Source organism: Xanthomonas indica (assembly GCF_040529045.1).
GTDB classification, from domain to species: Bacteria; Pseudomonadota; Gammaproteobacteria; order Xanthomonadales; family Xanthomonadaceae; genus Xanthomonas_A; species Xanthomonas_A indica.
This window is the reverse complement of record NZ_CP131914.1, coordinates 954,882-974,553: the sequence shown is the minus strand read 5'-3', so window position 1 is coordinate 974,553 and position 19,672 is coordinate 954,882. Positions and strand designations below refer to the sequence as shown.

19 protein-coding genes and 1 riboswitch are annotated in these 19,672 nt (G+C 70.5%); of the genes, 7 read left to right on the top strand and 12 right to left on the bottom strand.

The window, feature by feature from the left end; all coding sequences use genetic code 11:
* Position 1: 1 nt before the first annotated feature.
* A complete protein-coding gene (locus Q7W82_RS04075; RefSeq protein WP_242160137.1) occupies positions 2–1,954 on the top strand; it encodes a S8 family serine peptidase in 1,953 nt (650 codons plus the stop codon).
* 31 nt (positions 1,955–1,985) lie between these two features.
* Here Q7W82_RS04075 and Q7W82_RS04070 read toward each other — a convergent pair whose 3' ends face one another.
* Complete coding sequence (locus Q7W82_RS04070; protein ID WP_242160136.1) at positions 1,986–2,366, bottom strand: VOC family protein; 381 nt, start codon at positions 2,364–2,366, stop codon at positions 1,986–1,988.
* A 33-nt stretch (positions 2,367–2,399) separates the two neighbouring features.
* Positions 2,400–3,653 (bottom strand): MFS transporter, encoded by a 1,254-nt coding sequence (locus tag Q7W82_RS04065; protein WP_242160135.1) that lies wholly within the window; start codon positions 3,651–3,653, stop codon positions 2,400–2,402.
* A 99-nt stretch (positions 3,654–3,752) separates the two neighbouring features.
* Between Q7W82_RS04065 and Q7W82_RS04060 the strand changes: the two genes are divergently transcribed.
* Positions 3,753–4,658 carry a LysR family transcriptional regulator gene (locus Q7W82_RS04060; RefSeq protein WP_017912252.1) on the top strand — a complete coding sequence of 302 codons (906 nt, stop codon included), beginning with the start codon at positions 3,753–3,755 and terminating at the stop codon, positions 4,656–4,658.
* A gap of 840 nt (positions 4,659–5,498) precedes the next feature.
* Here the strand turns inward: Q7W82_RS04060 and Q7W82_RS04055 are convergent.
* The 5 genes from Q7W82_RS04055 to Q7W82_RS04035 form a co-directional block, all read right to left on the bottom strand.
* Positions 5,499–5,831, bottom strand: a complete 333-nt coding sequence (locus Q7W82_RS04055) for a thioredoxin family protein (protein ID WP_019798422.1) — start codon at positions 5,829–5,831, stop codon at positions 5,499–5,501.
* An 85-nt stretch (positions 5,832–5,916) separates the two neighbouring features.
* Entirely contained in the window at positions 5,917–6,477 is a 561-nt protein-coding gene (locus tag Q7W82_RS04050; RefSeq protein WP_242160134.1) for a flavodoxin, read from the bottom strand.
* Positions 6,478–6,596: 119 nt separating this feature from the next.
* Positions 6,597–7,637: a ribonucleotide-diphosphate reductase subunit beta gene (locus Q7W82_RS04045; protein WP_010340146.1), complete on the bottom strand. Its 1,041-nt coding sequence runs from the start codon at positions 7,635–7,637 to the stop codon at positions 6,597–6,599.
* A 108-nt stretch (positions 7,638–7,745) separates the two neighbouring features.
* A complete protein-coding gene (locus Q7W82_RS04040; RefSeq protein ID WP_160946994.1) occupies positions 7,746–10,157 on the bottom strand; it encodes a ribonucleoside-diphosphate reductase subunit alpha in 2,412 nt (803 codons plus the stop codon).
* Between the two features lie 180 nt (positions 10,158–10,337).
* A riboswitch (cobalamin riboswitch) is annotated at positions 10,338–10,559 on the bottom strand.
* Positions 10,560–10,745: 186 nt separating this feature from the next.
* A complete protein-coding gene (locus Q7W82_RS04035; RefSeq protein ID WP_242160133.1) occupies positions 10,746–11,273 on the bottom strand; it encodes a hypothetical protein in 528 nt (175 codons plus the stop codon).
* Positions 11,274–11,450: 177 nt separating this feature from the next.
* Here Q7W82_RS04035 and ompR point away from each other — a divergent pair, with 177 nt between their 5' ends.
* From ompR to Q7W82_RS04020, 3 genes are all read left to right on the top strand, one after another.
* Positions 11,451–12,179 (top strand): two-component system response regulator OmpR, encoded by a 729-nt coding sequence (ompR, locus tag Q7W82_RS04030; RefSeq protein ID WP_242160132.1) that lies wholly within the window; start codon positions 11,451–11,453, stop codon positions 12,177–12,179.
* The gene (locus Q7W82_RS04025; RefSeq protein WP_242160131.1) at positions 12,176–13,444 is read left to right on the top strand and encodes an ATP-binding protein; all 1,269 of its coding nucleotides are present in this window, start codon (positions 12,176–12,178) and stop codon (positions 13,442–13,444) included. The genes ompR and Q7W82_RS04025 overlap by 4 nt, the downstream gene beginning before the upstream one ends.
* 76 nt (positions 13,445–13,520) lie before the next feature.
* Positions 13,521–14,444 carry an alpha/beta hydrolase gene (locus tag Q7W82_RS04020; protein WP_242160130.1) on the top strand — a complete coding sequence of 308 codons (924 nt, stop codon included), beginning with the start codon at positions 13,521–13,523 and terminating at the stop codon, positions 14,442–14,444.
* Between the two features lie 30 nt (positions 14,445–14,474).
* Here Q7W82_RS04020 and Q7W82_RS04015 read toward each other — a convergent pair whose 3' ends face one another.
* The 3 genes from Q7W82_RS04015 to Q7W82_RS04005 form a co-directional block, all read right to left on the bottom strand.
* Positions 14,475–15,245, bottom strand: coding sequence for an NAD-dependent deacylase (locus tag Q7W82_RS04015; protein WP_242160129.1), 771 nt, complete (start codon positions 15,243–15,245; stop codon positions 14,475–14,477).
* Positions 15,246–15,406: 161 nt separating this feature from the next.
* Positions 15,407–15,838, bottom strand: a complete 432-nt coding sequence (locus Q7W82_RS04010) for an organic hydroperoxide resistance protein (RefSeq protein ID WP_019800967.1) — start codon at positions 15,836–15,838, stop codon at positions 15,407–15,409.
* A gap of 87 nt (positions 15,839–15,925) precedes the next feature.
* On the bottom strand, positions 15,926–16,384 hold the full coding sequence (locus tag Q7W82_RS04005) for a MarR family transcriptional regulator (RefSeq protein WP_242160128.1): 459 nt from the start codon (positions 16,382–16,384) through the stop codon (positions 15,926–15,928).
* A gap of 144 nt (positions 16,385–16,528) precedes the next feature.
* Here Q7W82_RS04005 and Q7W82_RS04000 point away from each other — a divergent pair, with 144 nt between their 5' ends.
* Positions 16,529–16,915 (top strand): hypothetical protein, encoded by a 387-nt coding sequence (locus Q7W82_RS04000; RefSeq protein WP_242160127.1) that lies wholly within the window; start codon positions 16,529–16,531, stop codon positions 16,913–16,915.
* Positions 16,916–16,937: 22 nt separating this feature from the next.
* Here Q7W82_RS04000 and zapE read toward each other — a convergent pair whose 3' ends face one another.
* Positions 16,938–18,035 carry a cell division protein ZapE gene (gene zapE / locus Q7W82_RS03995; RefSeq protein ID WP_242160126.1) on the bottom strand — a complete coding sequence of 366 codons (1,098 nt, stop codon included), beginning with the start codon at positions 18,033–18,035 and terminating at the stop codon, positions 16,938–16,940.
* On the bottom strand, positions 18,032–18,697 hold the full coding sequence (locus Q7W82_RS03990; protein ID WP_242160125.1) for an alpha/beta family hydrolase: 666 nt from the start codon (positions 18,695–18,697) through the stop codon (positions 18,032–18,034). The genes zapE and Q7W82_RS03990 overlap by 4 nt, the downstream gene beginning before the upstream one ends.
* A gap of 86 nt (positions 18,698–18,783) precedes the next feature.
* Between Q7W82_RS03990 and Q7W82_RS03985 the strand changes: the two genes are divergently transcribed.
* Complete coding sequence (locus Q7W82_RS03985; RefSeq protein WP_242160255.1) at positions 18,784–19,647, top strand: EamA/RhaT family transporter; 864 nt, start codon at positions 18,784–18,786, stop codon at positions 19,645–19,647.
* The last annotated feature ends 25 nt before the right edge of the window (positions 19,648–19,672 follow it).

Here is a 19,672-nt window from a genome sequence, read left to right as displayed (position 1 = left end):
CATGACCCATGCCACCCCGCTGTCCCGCAACCTGCTCGCCCTGTCGCTGGGCCTGGCGCTCGCCGGCACCGCACAGGCGCAGAGCGCCCGGCGCTTCTCGGTCCTGGCCCAGGCCGCGCCTGGGCAAGCCACCGTCTACGACGGCCTGATCGTGACCTACCGCGACGGCAGCAGCGCCGTCCGTGATGCGCGCGCGGCCAGCGCCACGCTCAACCAGATCATGGCCGCGCGCAGCACCACCAGCACCTGGACCCGCACCTACCGGCAGACCGCCCCGGCCTTGAACCGGGTGCGCCGGCTCGCCATCGGCGCCGACCTGGTGCGGCCCAACCGTGCGCTGACACCGTCGCAACTGCAGACGCTGATCGCCAGCCTGAAGGCCGACCCCGCCATCGCGCACGTCGAACCCAACCTGCTGCTCAAGCCGGTGCGCAGCACCGCCCAGGCCACGGCCACGGCGACCGCGCCGAACGATCCGGGTTATTCCGTGCAGTGGCACCTGCGCACGCCCGATGGCCACCTGGAAACGCTGGCGCCGGACACCACCGGCTATCCCAACCGCGGCGGCATCGACCTCGTGCCGGCCTGGCAGTACGGCACCGGCCAGGGCGTCGTGGTAGCGGTCATCGATACCGGCATCACCGCGCATCCGGATCTGGACACCGCGCTGGCCAACGCCGGCTACGACTTCATCAGCGATGCGCTGCTGTCCGGCCGTGCCAGCAACGGGCGCGTGGCCGGCGGCTGGGATACCGGCGACTGGACCACCGACGACAAGTACCTGGTGGCCAATGGCGGCTGCGCACAGCCGGAGGAGCAGAAAACCAGTTCCTGGCACGGCACCCACGTCGCCGGCACCATCGCCGCGCGCACCAACAACGGCATCGGCATGGCCGGCGTGGCGCCGGATGCGAAGATCCTGCCGATCCGCGCGCTCGGCCACTGCGGCGGCACCACCGCCGACATCGCCGATGCCATCGTCTGGGCGTCCGGCGGCCACGTCGACGGCGTGCCGGACAATCCGAACCCGGCCGAAGTCATCAACATGAGCCTGGGCGGCGGCGGTTCCTGCGCGCAGGATTCGGTGACCTCCAACGCGATCGCCAGCGCGATCGCGCGCGGCAGCGTCGTGGTGGTGGCCGCCGGCAACGACAACGCCGATGCCGCGGGCTACTCGCCGGCCAGTTGCGCGGGCGTGATCAACGTGGCGGCCAACGGCATCACCGGCGGCCGCGCCTACTACTCCAACTACGGCTCCACCATCACCCTGTCGGCCCCGGGCGGCGGCGTCTATGCCAACGATGCCGCGAGCGGATCGGGCTCGGTGCGCACCGGCCTGATCTGGTCCACGCTCAACACCGGCGAGAAGGGCCCGGACCAGCCGGCCTACGCCGGCTATGCGGGCACCTCGATGGCCTCGCCGCACGTGGCCGGCGTGGTCGCGCTGGCGATCAGCGCCGCGCTCAACGCCAACCGCCCGATGCCCTCGCAGGCGCAGTTGCGCGACATCCTGACCCAGACCTCCAACCCCTTCCCGAGCAAGCAGACGCCGTACATCGGCGCCGGCATCCTCAACGCCGCCAAGGCCGTCGCCCGTGCCGCCGGCGCCAGCGGCGGCGGCGACGAGGCCACGGCGATCAGCGTGGGCCGCGGCTCCGTCGCCAAGCTGTCGGCCGCGGCCGGCCAGGGGCCGCTGTACCGCCTGGACGTGCCGGTCAATGCCCGCAACCTGCAACTGCGCACCCTCGGCGGCAGCGGCCAGCTCAAGCTGTACGTGCGCGCGGTGCGCGCGCCCGGCGCCGACGGCAGCAATGCCGACTACAGTTCGCTGCGCAACGGCACCACGCAGAACGTGCAGATGGCGTTGCCGGCCACCGGCAGCTACTTCTTCCGCCTGGTCGGCGGCAGCGGCGGCTACGCCAACGTCACCCTGTCGGTCAGCTATTCGGAATGACCGCGCCGTGCAGGCGCTTCGGCGCCTGCGCTCACAAGGGATTGGCGATCTCGATCAGGTTGCCGTCGGGATCGCGCAGGTACACCGACAGGATCGGGCCGCGGGCGCCGGTGCGCTGCACCGGACCCTGCTCGATCGGCACGGCGGCGGCACGCAGTTCCTCGACCACCTGCCCCAGCGGCGTGGCAGTGAGAAAGCACAGGTCGGCCGACCCCGGCGTGGGCACGCGCGCCTTGGGTTCGAACTCATGGCCACGCCGGTGCAGGTTGATCTTCTGCGCGCCGAAGGCCAGCGCCTTGCGACCTTCGCCGAAGGTCACCACGCGCATGCCCAGCACCTGCGCATAGAACGCGCAGGTCGCCTCGATGTCGGCGACGGTGAGGACCAGATGGTCGAGGTGGTCGATCTGCATCGCGGCATCCTCGTTGGCTGATGGCGGCGCGGCTCACTCGCCGCGCGGCGGATGCGGCCCGAAGCGTCCGTAGGGACGGCTGTCGTCGGCGCCGCGGTGTAGCACCTGCGCGGCGACCAGGCCGATGCCCAGCAAGACCAGGCAGCAGGCGACCAGTGCGTTCCAGCCACCGTGCTGCCAGGCTGCGCCGCTGAGCGAGCCGATCACACTGGCGCCGGCGTAGTAGGCCAGCAGGTACAGCGAGGCGGCATGGCTCTTGTGCTGGCCGCCCAGGCGTCCGACCCAGGCGCTGGCCGCCGAATGCGCGACGAAGAAGCCGATGGTCAGCAGCACAATGCCGGCGATGATCGGCACCAGCGCATGCGCCAGGGTCAGCGCCACGCCCAGCGCCGCGGTGACGAGGCCGGCCAGCACCACCGGGCCGCGGCCGAAGCGGTCCGACGCCGCGCCCGCCACCGACGAAGACACGATGCCGAACACGTAGGCGCTGAAGATCAGGCCGAGCTGGCTCTGGCTCAGCCCGAACTCCGGCCCGCCCAGGCGGAAACCGGCGTAGTTGTAGACGCTGACGAACACGCCCATCGCCAGGAACGGGATCGCGAACAGCCACGGCAGATGGCGATCGCGCAGATGCCCGCCCCAGGCGCGCAGATGAAAGCGCAGATTCACGCCCTGACGGCGCACGAAGTGCCGCGACGGCGGCAGCAGCAGCACGAAGCCGACCGCGACCAGCAGGTCGACCGCGCTCAGCGTGGCCAGCGCGATGCGCCAGTCGAAGTGATCGGTGAGCATGCTCATGCCGATCCGGCCGACCATGCCGCCGAAGGCATTGCCGGCCACGTACAGCCCGGTCGCCGCGCCGAGCCGGCTCGGCGGCAGTTCCTCGGCCAGGTACACCATCGCCACCGCCGGCACCCCGCCCAGGGCGATGCCGGACAGCGCGCGCACCACCACCAGGGAACCCCAGTGCGGCAGGCACGACGCCAGCAGGTTGAGCAGCGCCGCCAACGCGATCGACACGAACATCAGCCCGCGCCGGCCCAGCGTTTCCGACACCGCGCCGGCGCAGAAGATCGCGATCGCCAGGCCGCCGGTGGCCAGCGACAGCGGCAGCGAGCTGGCGGCGGCGCTGACTCCGAATTCGCGCGCGAACGCGGGCAGCAGCGGCTGCACGCTGTACAGCAGCGAGAAGGTGGCGAAGCCGGCAAGGAACAGGGCCAGGCGGATGCGCAGCAACGGCGCGTCGTCCACGGCATGCACCGGCGGGCATTGGCTGGAGGCGTTCACGGTGTGGGGGGTGGCGGGAAACGGAGGGTCAGTATTCGCCTGCCATCACCCGGCGTCCAATATATGATCGACCGACCTTCCATATGTTCTGGATATGACATGGAACTGCGCCATCTGCGCTACTTCCTGGCCGTGGCCGAGGCCGGACACTTCACCCGCGCCGCCGCGCAACTGGGCATCCAGCAACCGCCGCTGAGCCAGCAGATCCGCGCGCTGGAGGAGGAACTGGGCACGCCGCTGTTCGTGCGCACGCCGCGCGGTGCCGAGCTCACCGATGCCGGCCGCGCCTTCCGCACCGAAGCGCGGCGCGTGCTCGCCGACCTGGAACGCGCCGGCGACGCCGCGCGCCGCGCCGCGCGCGGCGAGAGCGGCGTGCTGCGGCTCGGCTTCACCGCCTCGGCAGCGTTCAACCCGATCGTGCCGACGCTGGTGCGCGGCTTCCGCCGCGGTTGGCCGGCGGTGACGCTGGCGCTGGAGGAGACCAACACCGCCGGCCTGCTCGCCGCGCTGCTGCAGGGACGGCTGGATGCGGCCTTCATCCGCTACAGCGTGGCCACGCCCTCGGAATTGCAGTTGCTCAAGTTGCCCGACGAGCCGATGAAGATCGCGGTGCCGGCCGCGCACCGCCTGGCCAAGCGCCGCCGCGCGCCACTGTCGGCCTTGGCCGGCGAACCCTTCATCCTGTTCCCGCGCAGCTTCGGCACCAGCCTGTACGACGAGATCCTCGATGCCTGCCGCCAGGCCGGCTTCGAACTGAAGATCGAACAGGAAGCGCCGCAGATGTCCTCCATCGTCAACCTGGTCGCCGCCGAACTGGGCGTATCGGTGGTCCCCGCCTCCACCGCGCAGGTGCAATTGCCCGGCGTGCGCTACCTGGACATCGAAGGCCGCGTACCGATGGCGCGCCTGGCGCTGGCCGCGCTGCCAGCTACCGCGCAGGCGATGCCGATCGTGCGCCACCTGTGGCAGTTGGCGCAGGGGCATGCGGCGGGCAGGCGTGGGTAGGGATTGCAGTACATGGCTACGCTCTGTATGCATGAACGAATCAATTGCCGGGCAGCCGCGACGAACAACGCTGCCAGGTACCCAACCTCAACGCGTCGGGACTGAAGTCCCTCCCACAGTGCACCCATCCGACTTATCGCAAGCCCCGGCGAGAGGCGTTAGGCATGCCTCGTACCATCAGGCGCGATAGAGGTTTCCAAGGTAAAACCTGTCGCGGCTGAAGCCGCTCCTACGCTGGGTTCACCGGGTTACGAGGAACACGCCGCCGCATCACGCCACACGCAACCCCTGGACGCTTGCCGCCCACGATACCTGCACGCCACGCGCAGCGCATTCGCTGGCGGACGCTGCAATGACGCGGACATGCGCTGCAGCGGCAGTTGCTCGGGCTTTTGCTGTTGCTTTAGCTTTTGACTTACCGGGTTCCCTTCCACAGCGGCGGCCATCGCGGGGAAACACCCGAAGGGCGGCGCACATGGATGTGCGCCGTCCGCGGCAGGGGCAGGATGCCCCTTCCGCGGATCCCCGTTATGGATGCGGACCCGGAGCGCGCTAGCGCGGAGGGCGCAAGGCAGGGCGCGCTTGACCAGCCTTCGGCTGTGGTAAAGCGCTTCTTTTGGTTACCTTTTCTTTGCGCGAGCAAAGAAGTGCTTCTCAGCAGCCGAAGGCTGATCAAAGTAACTCGCCCGAAAGGGCGAAAGCCTTTGCTGTTGCTTCCAAGCTTTCGTGTCGGACAAGAAGAACCGTAGGAGCAGCTTCAGCCGCGACAGACGCTATGGGAAAGCCCGTCGCGGCTGAAGCCGCTCCTACGAGATACGAGGTGCGAGGAACGCGCCGCGCTCAGCCCAGATGCGTGCGCACCGCTTCGTCGATCTTGGCCGGCGGCACGAAGCCGGGCACGCGCGCCACTTCCTCGCCCTGGCGGAACAGCATCAGCGTCGGCGTCTGCCGCAGCCCCTGAGCGCGGAAGAAGTCCTCGCCCACGTCCTCCATCTTCACCTTGAGCAGGGTCACGCCCTGCGCCGTGTCGCTCTCGGCGAAGCGCTCCAGCGACTTGTCGAGCATGCGGCAACCGGGGCAGTTGTCCTTGTTGAAATCGGCCAGCACGCGCGGGTGCGCGGCAAGCGCATCGGCGAACTGTTCGGCACTGGAGACGGTGATGGTGGTGAGCATGGAACGGAACCTTGTCTGATGTCGGAGGAAACACGGCGTGCGATGACGACGCCGGTGCTACCAGGAAAACGGATGGACGACGGCGTCAGCCGCTGCCATGCAGCGGCAACCCCATCGCAGCGAACCCGCCCGCACCGGTGCACGGGGGCTCGGCAGCGGCCGCCGGCACCGCGCCTGCCGACGACGCCCGCGCCGCGCGCAACGCCAGCACCTGCGCACACCAGGCGTCGATCGCCGCGTTGTCGCGGTCGCCATGCGGCATCTGCTCGATCTCCAGCAACGGATAGACGCTGTCGAAGAACCGTGCGATGCGCTTGACCGCACCGCAGTAATACTCCAAGCCCCACTGCGTCTCGCCGGTGCCGAACGCCGCCACCTCGATCGTCTTGCCCACCGCCTCGACCAGTTCGGCGATGTAGCGCTTCATCTCCGACGGCGTGCGCCCGGCGTTGTCGGTCCAGCTGCCGAGCAGATGCAGATCGAACTGCGCCGCGTGCGCGGCATCGCCGAGCGCACCCTGCAACGTCTGCAGGTCGGTATGGATCCAGGTCACCGCGTGCCCCGCCGCCTCGCACTGCGCATGCACGCGGCGGGCGACGTCGCGGGTATTGCCGCTGAGCGAAGCGTAGGCGAGCAGGATACGCATGGGGCGGGGATTGGGGAGTGGGGATTCGGGATTCGTCAGAGCAGGATGGCGGTGCTTCACCAATCCCGAATGCCCGGCTTTTCAGCAGCCGAACGGCTGATCATCCCGAATCCGGCCCTTCAGAGATCGTCGAAGCCGTTGTCCGAGTTGGTCTTCTTGTAGCTGGCGTTGCGCATCTCGAAGAAGTCGGTCTTGGTCTCGGTGAAGTTGTCGGCGTAGGCCTTGATCCACGGCATCACGTTGTCGCTGGCGCCGCTGTACAGCTTCTCGATGCCGAGCATGCCGGACATCTTGTTGGCGCGGTACTTCACGTACTGGATCATTTCGTCCACGTCGATGCCCTCGATGCCGTCGAGCACTTCCGAGGACCACTCGGTCTCCAGGCGGATCGCGTGTTCGAAGGCCTGGTGCACGTAGTCGGTCAGCTCGTTGGTCTGCAGCTCGGCATTCTCGCCGATGATGGCGCGGATCAGCTCGCTGATGAACTTGGTGTGGGCCAGCTCGTCGCGGTTGATGAAGCTGATGATCTTGCCGGTGCCGGTCATGCGGTTCTGCCGGACCAGGTTGTAGAAATACGCGAAGCCGGAATAGAAGTTGATGCCTTCCAGGATCGAGGACTGGATCAGCGAGCGCAGCAGGGTCTCTGCGGTCTTCTCGCGCATGAAGTCGTCATAGGCCTGCATGATCGGCTGGTTGCGCGCGATGATGGTCGGATGCGTGCGGGCGATCTCGAACACGCGGTTCTGGTCGGCCAGGCCGGCGATCGAGGCCAGCACGTACGAGTAGCTCTCGTTGTGGATCACTTCCTGCTGGCCGATGATCGCGGCGTTGGCGTGCGCGGCCGGGTCGGTGATGTATTCGGCGACGTTGTAGATGAAGCGCGTCTGCGGCGAATCCAGCGTGGCCAGCAGACCGATGATCGAGTCGTAGGCGTTCTTCTCGCGCGCCGACAGCTCCCCGTACTGCTTGGCATCGCCCTTCATGTCCACTTCGTCGGGGATCCAGAAGTTGGTCGACAGCTCCTTGTACGCCCGGTAGAAGGACGGGTACGGGATGTCGTTCCAGTTGAGGATGCCGCTGGTGGTGCCGTTGATGATGCCGGTGGAGCGGTTGGGGTGCAGCGGTTCGAGGATCTTGATGCGGTCGAGCGCGATGGCCATGGATGTGCTTCGGTAGTCGGGTGAACGGCGCCGGCGGGCGGCGCGGGAATGCGGGACGCGCGCGGCAGGGGCGGCCTGCCGCGCGGCGCTGGGCTCAGGCGCCCGCGATCAGCTCGAGCACCACTCGCACTCGCTGATGTCGATGTCGTTGGAGCGCACGTAGTACGTGGTCTTCAGGCCTTCCTTCCACGCGGTCATGTGCAGGTCCAGCAGGGTGCTGGCGCGGATGCCGCTGGGCACGTAGAAGTTGAAACTGATCGACTGGTCGACGTGACGCTGGCGGCGCGCGTTCTGGCGCACGCTGGCGAACTGGTCGACCTTGTAGGCGCCCTTCTCGTAGTACGGATAGGTGTCCACGGTCAGCCCCGGCGCCACCACCGGGCGGCGGAAGTCCTTCTTCTCTTCGTAGTAGAACGCGCTGTAGATCGGGTCGATCGACGCAGTGGAGCCGGCGATCTGCGCGGTGCTCATGTTCGGCGCCACCGCCACCATCCAGGCGTTGCGCACGCCGTGCACGCTTACCTGCGCGGCCAGTTCCTGCCACTCGGCGCTGTCGTAGCCGCGCTTGGTGAAGTACTCGCCGTTCTGCCAGTCGCTGCCCTTGAACACCTTGTACGCGCCCTTCTCCTTGGCCAGCGCCAGGCTCGCCTGGATGGTCAGGTAGTTGATGCGTTCGTACAGCGAATCGCTGTACGCCTCGGCGTCCGGCGAATTCCAGTCGATGCCCTTCTGCGCCAGCAGGTGGTGCCAGCCGAAGGTGCCCAGGCCGATCGCGCGGTACTTCTGGTTGGTGATGGTGGCCTGCGGCACCGGCAGTTCGTTGAGGTCGATGACGTTGTCGAGCATGCGCACCTGGACGCGGATCAGCCGCTCCAGGATGTCCGGCGACAGCAGGTCCGGCTGCGCGGTCACCGCACGGCCCAGGTTCACCGAGGACAGGTTGCACACGACGAAGTCGCCGGCCTGCTTGGTGGTGACGATCTGGTCGCCGCTGATCATCTCCTGGATGACCCGGGTTGGGCTCATGTTCTGCAGGATCTCAGTGCACAGGTTGCTGGAATAGACCATGCCCTGGTGCTTGTTCGGGTTCATGCGATTGACTTCGTCGCGGTAGAACATGAACGGGTTGCCGGTCTCCAGCTGGCTGACCATGATGCGCTTGAACATGTCGATGGCCTTGACCACCTTGCGGCCGATGCGCTCGTCGGCCACCACTTCCTCGTAGCGGGCGCGGAAGCTGCCTTCGCCGCGCTTCTCGTCGAAGAAGTCCTGCAGGTACCAGCCCTTGACCTCCTTCACCTCGTGCGGGTCGAACAGATACCACTCGCCGCGGCGTTCCACCGCTTCCATGAAGATGTCCGGCACGCACACCGCGGTGAACACGTCGTGCGCGCGCAGGCGCTGGTCGCCGTTGTTCAGGCGCAGGTCCAGGAACGCCTCGATGTCGCGGTGCCAGATGTCCAGGTACACGGCGATGGCGCCCTTGCGCTGGCCGAGCTGGTCCACCGACACGGCGGTGTTGTTGAGCTGCTTGATCCACGGCACCACGCCGCCGCTGGAGTTCTTCACCCCGCGGATCGCCGAACCGGAGGAACGCACGTAGCCCAGGTAGGCGCCGACGCCGCCGCCGTGCTTGGACACGCGCGCCACGTCGGTGTTGGAGTCGTAGATGCCCTGCAGGCTGTCGTCGACGGTGTCGATGAAGCAGCTCGACAGCTGCCCGCCGATCTTGCCGGCGTTGGCCAGGGTCGGCGTGGCGACGGTCATGTACAGGTTGGACAGCGCCCAGTAGGCCTCGCCGACCAGCTGCATGCGGCGCTCGCGCGGCTTCTCGTCCTGCATCAGGTACAGGGCGATGGTCAGCCAGCGCTCCTGCGGCAGTTCGTACACCTTGCGCGAGTTGTCGGTGGCCAGGTAGCGCGTGGCCAGCAGGTACAGGCCGTTGTAGGCGAACAGCTTGTCGCGCTCCGGATCGATCATGCGGCCGGCTTCGGCCAGTTCGTCCTTGGAGTAGTTCTTGAGGATGTCGATCGAGTACACGCCGCGGTCGGCCAGGCTTTCCTGCAGGCCGACGTAGGAGCCGTACTTCTCGCCGGCATCGTAGAAACGGTTCTTGCTGGCGCGCTTGTACAGGCGGTCCAGGTACAGGCGCGCGGCGAAGTACTCCCACTCCGGCGTGGCGATGTCCACGCGCGACTCGGCCTCGCGGATCAGGTAGTCGACCATGTCGTCGGCCGACAGGCTTTCCTTCTTCTCGATGAAGGCGAAGGCCTTGCGCTCGTAGTCGCTCACGTCCAGCTGCGGGAACTCGGCGTGGATCCGGTCCAGGGTGCGCTGCAGGCGCGAGCGGTCGAAGGCCATGCGGCGGTTGCCGCCGTCCTTGACGATCCAGGTCACGGCGCGCTGGTCGTTGCTCGGCTCGCTGCTGGCCGGTTCCGGCTGGGCAGTGGCGGCAGCGGTCGTGGGGTCGACGGCGGCGTCGACGGACGCGGTGGCCGGCAGGCTGTGGGTCTGGCTCATGAAGGTCTCCAAGCGTGGTGCACGCGGCCGCCCGACCCTCGCAGGCAGCGGTCCGACCGGATCGGCAGGTGGGCGGGCGGTGTCGCGAAGACTGCAAACGGCGCAGGCACCAGGCCTGCGGGCGGTCCACGCTGCACCGACCCTCTCCCCCCGGAGATCGCACGGTCGGCGCCGCGCGGTGTGCTTCGCGCGGCTGTCGGCAGGTCTTCGGGCTGATGGGCGACGGCCGCGTGGCCGGTTCCTAGCCCGTCGCTTCCCAAGGCGGGCGCCTCAGTGCGGATGACGGGTTCGTTCCCAATTACCGCTGCGGGGCAGCGCCGGAATTGGCGTTGGCACGCCGCACCGGCTTCCCTTTTGATCCCGCGGCTTGGGGCCGCAGGAACCGACCACCCCAAGATAGTGTGGTCGGCCAACGGCGTCAACGCTAAATATGGGTCAAATTACGAAAACCTAAGCCTGGCAACGGTTTGCCGATTTCCGGCAGTGCCGGCCCGTCCGCGCAGGCCATTCTCGGCCGTGATCGGGCCGTGAAGCCGGCCGCTGGCGGAGACCTTCCGCCCCCGCCGACACCTCGCGCCGCGCCGATGCTTACGGGCGGCACGGCACCACCGTGCCGCCCGCGTCGGTGCAGGTGCCGGTGTGGACGACACTGCCGTCCTGCACGCTGGTACTGCCCTGGTAGCTCCCCTGCGCGCCGTCGACACTGCTCTGGCGGCTGCCGCTGAGGGTGCCGTCGGCGGCCCGGACCAGGCTGCCGCTGCTGCTGGCACTGGCGCCGTCGGCGCGCTGCACGCTGGCACTGCCCTGGCGGCCGGCGCTGCCGTCGGCATCGCGGTACGCACTGCCCTGGCGCGTGGCGCTGCCGCCGGCGGTCGTCGCGCGGGTGGCGGCACTGCTTGCGCTGGCGTTGCCCTGGCCGTCGGCCTGCCACTGCCGGGCCCGCTGCACGCTGCCGTGGGCGCTGCTGGCGCTGGCCTGGACGGCGGCGTGGCGGACACCATCGGTGGTGCCGGCGCTGCGTGTGCGGGTGTGCTCGCGCGCGTGGGCGATGGGCGCGGCCAGGACGCCGGCAGCGAGCGCCAGCAGCAAGCAGGTGGTGCGAGGGGACAGTGACATGGCGTACTCCGGTGACAGCAGCGGCATGCTGCCGAGGTCACCGTAGCCACGGCGCCGGCGCGCGGGGCACCGCATCGGCCAGCAGATGTTGCCGCAGGCCGCGGCGGAAACATCCGCTTACAGTTGCGCCGCGGCCGCCGTTGCCGCAAGGCGCCGGCGCAGCCGATAGTGGCATCCATGCACGATGCCGCGCCCGCTCCCCGCCTGCTGCTGGTCGACGACGACGACCGCCTGCGCGCCCTGCTGTGCCGCTACCTGGAGAGCCAGGGCTTCGCGGTCAAGGCGGTGGCCGACGGCGTGCAACTGCAGCAGGCGCTGGCGCGCGGCCACTACGACCTGGTGGTGCTGGACCTGATGCTGCCCGGCGAGAACGGCCTGGAGATCTGCCGACGCCTGCGCGGCCAGGGCGACGCCACCCCGATCGTGATGCTGACCGCCAAGGGCGACGAGATCGACCGCATCGTCGGCCTGGAGATCGGCGCCGACGATTACCTGCCCAAGCCGGTCAACCCGCGCGAGTTGCTGGCGCGGATCCGCGCGGTGCTGCGCCGCACCCGCCCGGGCGGCGCCGGCGCGCCGCAGCCGGACGGCGGCGAGATCGGCTTCGGCCGCTTTCGCCTGCACCTGGGACGGCGCGAACTGCGCCGCGACGACGCACCGCTGAAGCTGACCACCGCCGAATTCGCGGTGCTGTCGGTGCTGCTGCGGCACCCGCAGCAGCCGCTGAGCCGCGACCGCCTGTCCAGCCTGGCGCACGGCCGCGAGCACGAGCCGCTGGGCCGCAGCATCGACGTGATCGTCGCGCGCCTGCGCAAGCTGCTGGAGGACGACGTGCGCACGCCACGGCTGATCCAGACCGTGTGGGGCGTGGGCTACGTGTACGTGCCGCCGGAACCGCAGGCATGAGCGCGCCTGCCTCCCGCGCCGCCGGCTGGCCGCGCAGCCTGTTCGGGCAACTGGCCCTGGTGATCGCGCTGGTGCTGGCCGGCGCCGGCCTGCTGGCGCTGCTGCTCGGCCGCGAACTGGCGTTGCGGCCGGCGGCGCAGCAGCAACTGCGGGTCTTGCACGGCTTCGCCAATGTCGCCGAGGCGCTGCAGCGTTCGCCGGCCGCCGCCGCGCTGGCGCCGGCGTTGCGCGAGGCCGGCCTGCAGCTGCGCACCGCGCCGCCCACGGCCAGCGCCGTCGGCCCGCTGGCCGACGCCGTGCAGCGCCGCGCGGCCGACCAGCTCGGCCCCGGGCGCGCGCTGCGCCGCGACGCCGACGGCACCCTGTGGCTGCAGCTGGCCACGCCCACGCCGCTGTGGATCGCATTCTCCAGCCAGCCGCGCGGACACGGCCTGCGCCGATTCTCGGTGGCGATGCTGGCCGCCTGCACGCTGCTGGTCTGGCTCGCCGCTGCGCTGGTCGCGCGGCGGCTGGTGCGACCGCTGCGGCAACTGGCGCAAGCCGCGCCGCACCTGGTGCGCGGCGAACAGGCCGCACCGATCGCCACTGGCGGGCCGCGCGAAGTCGCCGCGCTGGCGCAGGCGCTCACCGAAGCCAGCGCCGAGGTGCGCCACGCCGCGGCCGAGCGTGCGCTGCTGCTGGCCGGCATCTCCCACGACCTGCGCACGCCGCTGACCCGATTGCAGTACGCGCTGGCGCTGCTGCCGCAGGTGGAGCCGGCGTTGCGCGAGGGCATGGAGCGCGACATCGGCGAGATCGACGCGATCCTGGCGCAATTCATCGCCTACGCCCGCGACGGCCGCGACGAACCCGCCGTGGCCCTGGACCTGGCCGACCTCTGCCGGCAGGCGCTGGCCGCGGCGCAGCCCGGCTGGGACTGCGAACTGCCCGCACAGGCGCCGCTGCACGGGCGGCCGCTGGCGCTGCAGCGCGCGCTCGGCAATCTCATCGGCAATGCCGAGCGGCACGGCGCCGCGCCGTTCCAGCTGCGCCTGCACGGCGACGGCGGCGATGGCTGGCGCATCGAGGTGCGCGATCACGGCCCCGGCCTGGACCCGGCGCTGGCCGCGCGTGCGCTGCAGCCGTTCGTGCACGGCGGCCACGGCGGCAGCGGACTGGGCCTGGCGATCGTCGAGCGGGTCGCGCGCCAGCATCGCGGCCTGTTGCTGCTGCAGCCCATCGCCCCGCACGGCCTGTGCGCCACGCTGCACCTGCGCCCGGCATGACCCGGCGCGTACCGGCGCCCACATGGGCCGGCCGCGCCACGACCTCCCTCGCCGTCTTTCAAGGAGTGCTCCGCCCATGCGCCTGTCCCGCCCCTCGCCCGCCCATGGCCTGCTCGCCCTGGCGCTGCTGCTGCCCTTGCTCGCCGCCGCCCCCGGCCAGGCCCAGGACGGGCGCCTGCGCACACGCCTGCTGCAGCGTCTGCAGGGCGACCGCGCCCACACCGCGCCTGCGCCACTGCCAGCCGGGGCGCAGGTGCTGCGCGACGTCGCCTACGGCCCGGACCCGGCGCAGCGCATGGACGTGTACCTGCCGGCCGGCGCGCGCCAGGCCCCGCTGATCGTGATGGTGCACGGCGGCGGCTGGGCCGACGGCGACAAGGACAACCCCGGCGTGGCCGCCAACAAGGTCGCGCACTGGCAGCCGCAAGGCCAGGCGCTGGTGTCGGTGAACTACCGCCTGCTGCCGCAGGCGACGCCACTGCAGCAGGCGCAGGACGTGGCGCGCGCGGTGGCGCGGATCCAGCACCTGGCGCCGCAGTGGGGCGCCGATCCGGCGCGGCTGGTGCTGATGGGGCACTCGGCCGGCGCGCACCTGGTGAGCCTGCTGGACCTGTCGCCGGACCTGCTGGCGCAGGCCGGGGCGCGCCGACCGCTGGGCACGGTGGCGCTGGACAGCGCCGCGATGGACGTGGAGCAGGTGATGCAGCAACGGCATCTGCCGCTGTACGACCGCGCGTTCGGCAGCGCACCCAGCGACTGGATCGCCGCCTCGCCGTACCACGTCATGGGCGCCAGCGCGCCGCCGCTGCTGGCGGTGTGCTCCAGTCGCCGCGCCGATGCCTGCGCACAGGCGCGGCGCCTGGCCACCAAGGCCAACGCCCGCGGCATCCGTGTCGAGGTGCTGCCGCAGGATGCAAGCCACGCCGAACTCAACCGCGACCTGGGCCTGCCCTCGGCCTATACCGCGGCGGTGGACGCGTTCCTGCGCACGCTGCGCTGAGCGCGGCGCACGGCCCCCGCGACACCGGGCTCAGGTCACCATGCACTGCTGCAGCAGCAACGGCAGCGCCATCGCGGCGCTGTCGCGCCAGTGCAGGTCGGCGCGCGCCGACAGCGCGCTGGGTTCGGGATTAATCTCGACCACGCAGGCGCCGCGCTCCTTGGCCTGCAGCGGCAGGCCGGCGGCCGGATAGACCAGGCCGGAACTGCCGATCACCAGCACCAGGTCCGCGGCGTCCGCCGCGGTCTGCGCCCGCGCCCACTCCGCCGGCGGCAGCGCTTCGCCGAACCACACCACGCCTGGGCGCACCGTGCCGCCGCAGGCCGCGCACACCGGCGGCGGCAACCGTTGGCTGGGCGTCTGCGCGTCGATCGGCGGCAGCAGCCCGCGCCAGGGCTGGCCGCAGTCGCTGCAGCGCAGCGCCGACAGGCGGCCGTGCACGTGCGCGGCGACCTCGCTGCCGGCACGCTCGTGCAGATCGTCCACGTTCTGGGTCACCAGGGTGGTGTGGCGGATCTCGGCCAGGCGCGCCAGCGCCAGGTGCCCGGCATGCGGCTGCGCCTGCGCCACGATCGCCATGCGCCAGCGGTACCAGCCCCAGACCAGGGCCGGGTCGGCGCGCCAGGCGTCCTCGGTGGCCAGTTGCTCGGGATCGAAGCGCGACCACAGGCTGTCATCCTGGCCGCGGAAGGTCGGCACCCCGCTCTCGGCGGACATGCCGGCGCCGGTCAGCACCAGCACACGGCGCGCGCCCTGCAGGAAGGCGGCGACGGTCTCGGCGTTGTAGGCGGAACTGAGCATGGCGCGCCCGATTTGATGAAGCGCACACTATTGCATTGACGCAAGGCAGCCTCAATGTGCGCGGCAACACGCGCGGGCCTGCAACGCGAACGGGCGGCCAGTGGCCGCCCGTCGCGTGTCGCCATGGACCGGCGCAGGCGCCGGCCAGGACATCCGCTGGCTCAGTCGAGCACGACCAGCTTGACGTCGATGTTGCCGCGGGTGGCGTTGGAGTACGGGCACACCTGGTGCGCCTTCTCCACCAGCGATTCCAGCGTGGCGCGCTCCAGGCCCGGCACCGCGATGCGCAGTTCCACGGCGATGCCGAAGCCGCCCGGGATCTGGCCGATGCCCACGTGGCCCTCGATGCTCGGCTCGGCCGGCAGCTTCACCTTCTCCTGGCCGGCGACGAACTTCAGCGCGCCGATGAAGCAGGCCGAGTAGCCGGCCGCGAACAGCTGCTCCGGATTGGTGCCGTCGCCGCCGGCGCCGCCCAGCTCGCGCGGGGTCGACAGCTTGACGTCCAGCGCCTTGTCCGGGGTGGCGGCGCGGCCATCGCGGCCCCCGGTGGCGGTGGCAGTGGCGGTGTAGACGATGGTGGTCGGTGAAGCCATGGTGGTTCTCCTAGCAGGGCGGCGCCGCGGCGCCATGGGGTAGAGGGGAATGGGGGGTGAGGGAATGCGCGATCGGGCGGGATTCGCTCAGGCCGCAGCCTGCAACTTGCCGCGGACCTCTTCCAGGTCGTGCTTGAGCCGGGTCAGTTGCTGCAGGTCGCAGGCGACCGCGCACAGCACGCCTTCCGGCACCGCCTGCGCACGCGCACGCAGGGCCTGGCCCTCGCCAGTCAGCGCGATCAGCACGCGGCGCTCGTCGGCGGCGGCGCGACTGCGGGTCAGCAGGCCGACCGCCTCCAGGCGCTTGAGCAGCGGGGTCAGCGTGGCCGAGTCCAGGAACAGGCGCTCGCCGATGTCCGAGACGCTGCGCTGGTCCTGCTCCCACAGCACCAGCATCACCAGGTACTGCGGATAGGTCAGGCCGAGGTCGCGCAGCAGCCCGCGGTAGAGCTTGTGCATCGCCAGGTTGGCCGAATACAGCGCGAAGCACAGCTGGGTGTCCAGCTTCAGCAGGGCGGTGGCGTCGGGGGGAGAAGTGCGGTCCATGGGCGGTAAATTACATCGCACACTATTCAATAGCAAGCGATATTTTGCCCAGCACTAACTCCCTGCTGAAGCGAGCGCCGCGTCCTGCCACCTGCCGCCGCCGGCGCAGGACTACGCTGCCGCGCATCCCCGAGGAGCTTCCGCATGCGCGCATCGTTCCTGCTGCTGGCCGCGCTCGGCGCTGCCCCCATCGTGCCCAACACCCTGCCCCGCGGCCCGGTGCTGGTCGGTGCCGGCGCCGACGCACTGGCCCGCGAAACCCGCCGCCAGTGCCCCGACGTGCCGACCGACCGCTTGACCCCCGCCGACCTGCTCGATGCCGAGGAGCGCTTTCGCGACGGATTGGCCGCGGCGCAGCGCCAGGCGATGGATCGGCAGTTGCCGCAGGACGGCGCGTCCGGGCCGGCCCGCTGCGCACACCGCGAGGGCGGCGCCAGTTGCCTGGCGGCGACCTATCTGGAAGAGATTGCAGGCGCGGGCCTGATGCCGCGCTTCGTCGCCGGGCTGTGCCGGCCCGGCGCGGTGCGCTGAGCGCGCGTGGCCGCTGTCGCGCTCAGACCCGATGCGCGGCCGACAGGTACTCGGCGCTCTGCATCTCGATCAGCCGCGAGGCGGTGCGCTCGAAGGCCCCGGCCAGGCGCTCGCCGGTGTAGAGCAGCGGCGGCGGATCCTGTGCGGTGCAGACCAGGTTGACGTGGCGGTCGTACAGCTCGTCGATCAGGTTGACGAAGCGCCGCGCCGCGTCCTCGTTCATGCGGTCGAAGTGCGGGATGCCGCCGAGCAGCACGGTGGTGAACTCGTGCGCGATCTCGATGTAGTCGCTGGGACCGCGCGGGCCTTCGCACAAGGCGACGAAATCGAACCAGACGATGCTCTTGCCGCGCGCACGCACCGGGATCTTGCGCCCTTCGATCTCGATGTTGCCGCGGCGCGCCTCGGCCTTGCCGGTCAGCGCGCCCCAGCGTTCCCCCAGCCAGGCGTCGCTGTCCTCGGCCAGCGGCGCGCGGTACACCGGCGAACGGGTCAGCGCGCGCATGCGGTAGTCCTCGGTGCCCTCGGCGTACAGCTCCACGCAGTAGGTCTGCAGCAGCGCGATCGCCGGCAGGAAGCTGTCGCGCTGCAGGCCGTTGAGGTACAGGTTCTGCGGCGCGGTGTTGGAGGTGGTGACCAGGGTCACGCCCTCGGCGAACAGGCGCTCGAGCAGGCGCGAGAGCAGCATCGCATCGCCGATGTCGGTGACGAAGAACTCGTCCAGCACCAGCACGCGCAGCCGGCTGCGCCACTCCTGCGCGATCTTCGCCAGCGGATCGCTCTGCCCGGCATGCTCGCGCAGGCGCTCGTGCACGCCGCGCATGAAACGGTGGAAATGCGTGCGGTACTTCCGCGTGATCGGCAGACCGTCGTAGAACAGGTCGACCAGGAAGGTCTTGCCGCGGCCGACCCCGCCCCAGAAGTACAGGCCGCGCACCGGCTCGGGCTTCTTCCAGAACGCCGACAGGCGGTCCAGCCAGCCCTCCTGGTCGCCATCGACGATCGCGACGTGGATGCGGTCCAGTTCGGCCAGCGCCGCATGCTGGGCCGGATCGTCGCGCCAGTCGCCGCGCGCCACGCCCTCGGCGTAGCGCTGCGACGGCAATGTCGCCGCGCTCACGCCTGCGCCGCCGGCAGCCAGGCCTTGACCGCGTGCTGCAGCGCGCCGCGCAGGTCGATCAGCTTGCGATGGAAGAAATGGCTGGTGTCGGGCATGCGCACCAGTTGCGGTTGCGCCTCCAGGGTTTCGAGCCAGTCGTACACGGCCTGCGGATCGACGATCTCGTCGGCCTCGCCTTGGATCACCAGCCACTGCGGCGGCGGCGCCATGTCGGAAAAATCCCAGCGCCCGGCCGGTGGCGCGATCGAGATCAGCACCTGCGGCTGCAGCGCCGCGCTGGCCCGCAGCGAGACGTAGGCGCCGAAGCTGAAACCGGCCAGCCACAGCGCGTCGTGCGGACGTTGCGCGCGCACCCAGGCGGCCACCGCGGCCAGGTCCTGCTGCTCGCCGTCGCCGTGGTCGAAGCTGCCGGCGGAGGCGCCGACGCTGCGGAAGTTGAAGCGCACCACGCGCACGCCCAGTTCGCGCAGCGCGCGCGCGACCATGGTCACCACCTTGTTGTGCATGCTGCCGCCCTCGGTGGACAGCGGATGGCAGACGATGGCGGTGACCGGCAGCGCGGCCACGTCGGCGTCGGGCAGATCGACCGCGGCCTCGATCGGGCCGGCGGGGCCTTGCAGCGTCAACGCGCCGGAGGCGGTGGGGAAAGCGGGAGAGGTCATGCGGTCATAATACCGGGGCTGGGTCGCGGCCACATGCCGAAGCGGTGCACGCAGCGTTCTTTTTCCTCCCGATCCGGATGCTGCGCGTGGTCTTCGTCCTGTTGAGTGTGGTGTGCAGCGTGCTGGTCTCGGCGCTGCTGAAGCTGGCGCCGCAGCGGCGCATCGACCTGGCCCAGGCGGTGACCTGGAATTACCTGGCGGCGCTGGCGCTGTGCGCGGCCCTGCTGCACCCGCCGCTGGCCGCGCTGAAAGACGCGCATACGCCATGGGCGGCGCTGCTGGCCCTGGGCGTGCTGCTGCCGGGCATCTTCCTGGTGCTGGGCCGCGCGGTGGCCAGCGCGGGCATCGTGCGCACCGACGCCGCGCAACGGCTGTCGCTGCTGCTGTCGCTGGCGGCGGCCTTCCTCTGGTTCGGCGAACGCGGCAACGCCGCCAAACTGGCCGGCCTGGCGCTGGGCCTGCTGGCGATCGCCGGCATCGTGCGGCGGCCTGCGCCGGCACCGCACGGCGCCGCACGCACCGCGCCGTGGCTGCTGCTGGTGTGGGTCGGCTTCGCCACGATCGACGTGCTGCTCAAGCGCATCGCCCAGGCCGGCACGCCGTTCGCCGCCTCGCTGCTGGTCGCCTTCGCGCTGGCCTTCGTGCTGCTGCTGGGCGTGCAGCTGTGGCGCCACCTGCGCGGCACCGCGCCGCTGGCCTGGCGCAACCTCGGCGCCGGCCTGCTGCTGGGCGCGCTCAACTTCGGCAACATCCTGTTCTACGTGCGCGCACACCAGGCCCTGCCGGACAGCCCGGCCAGCGTGTTCGCGGCGATGAACCTGGGCGTGATCGGCCTGGGCACCCTGCTCGGCGTGGCCGTCTTCGGCGAACGCACCAACCGCTGGAACCGCCTCGGCCTGCTGCTGGCGGTGCCGGCGATCGTGCTGATCGCGCTGGGTGCGCGCGGCTAACCTGCAGCGCGCGCCTGCGCGTCCC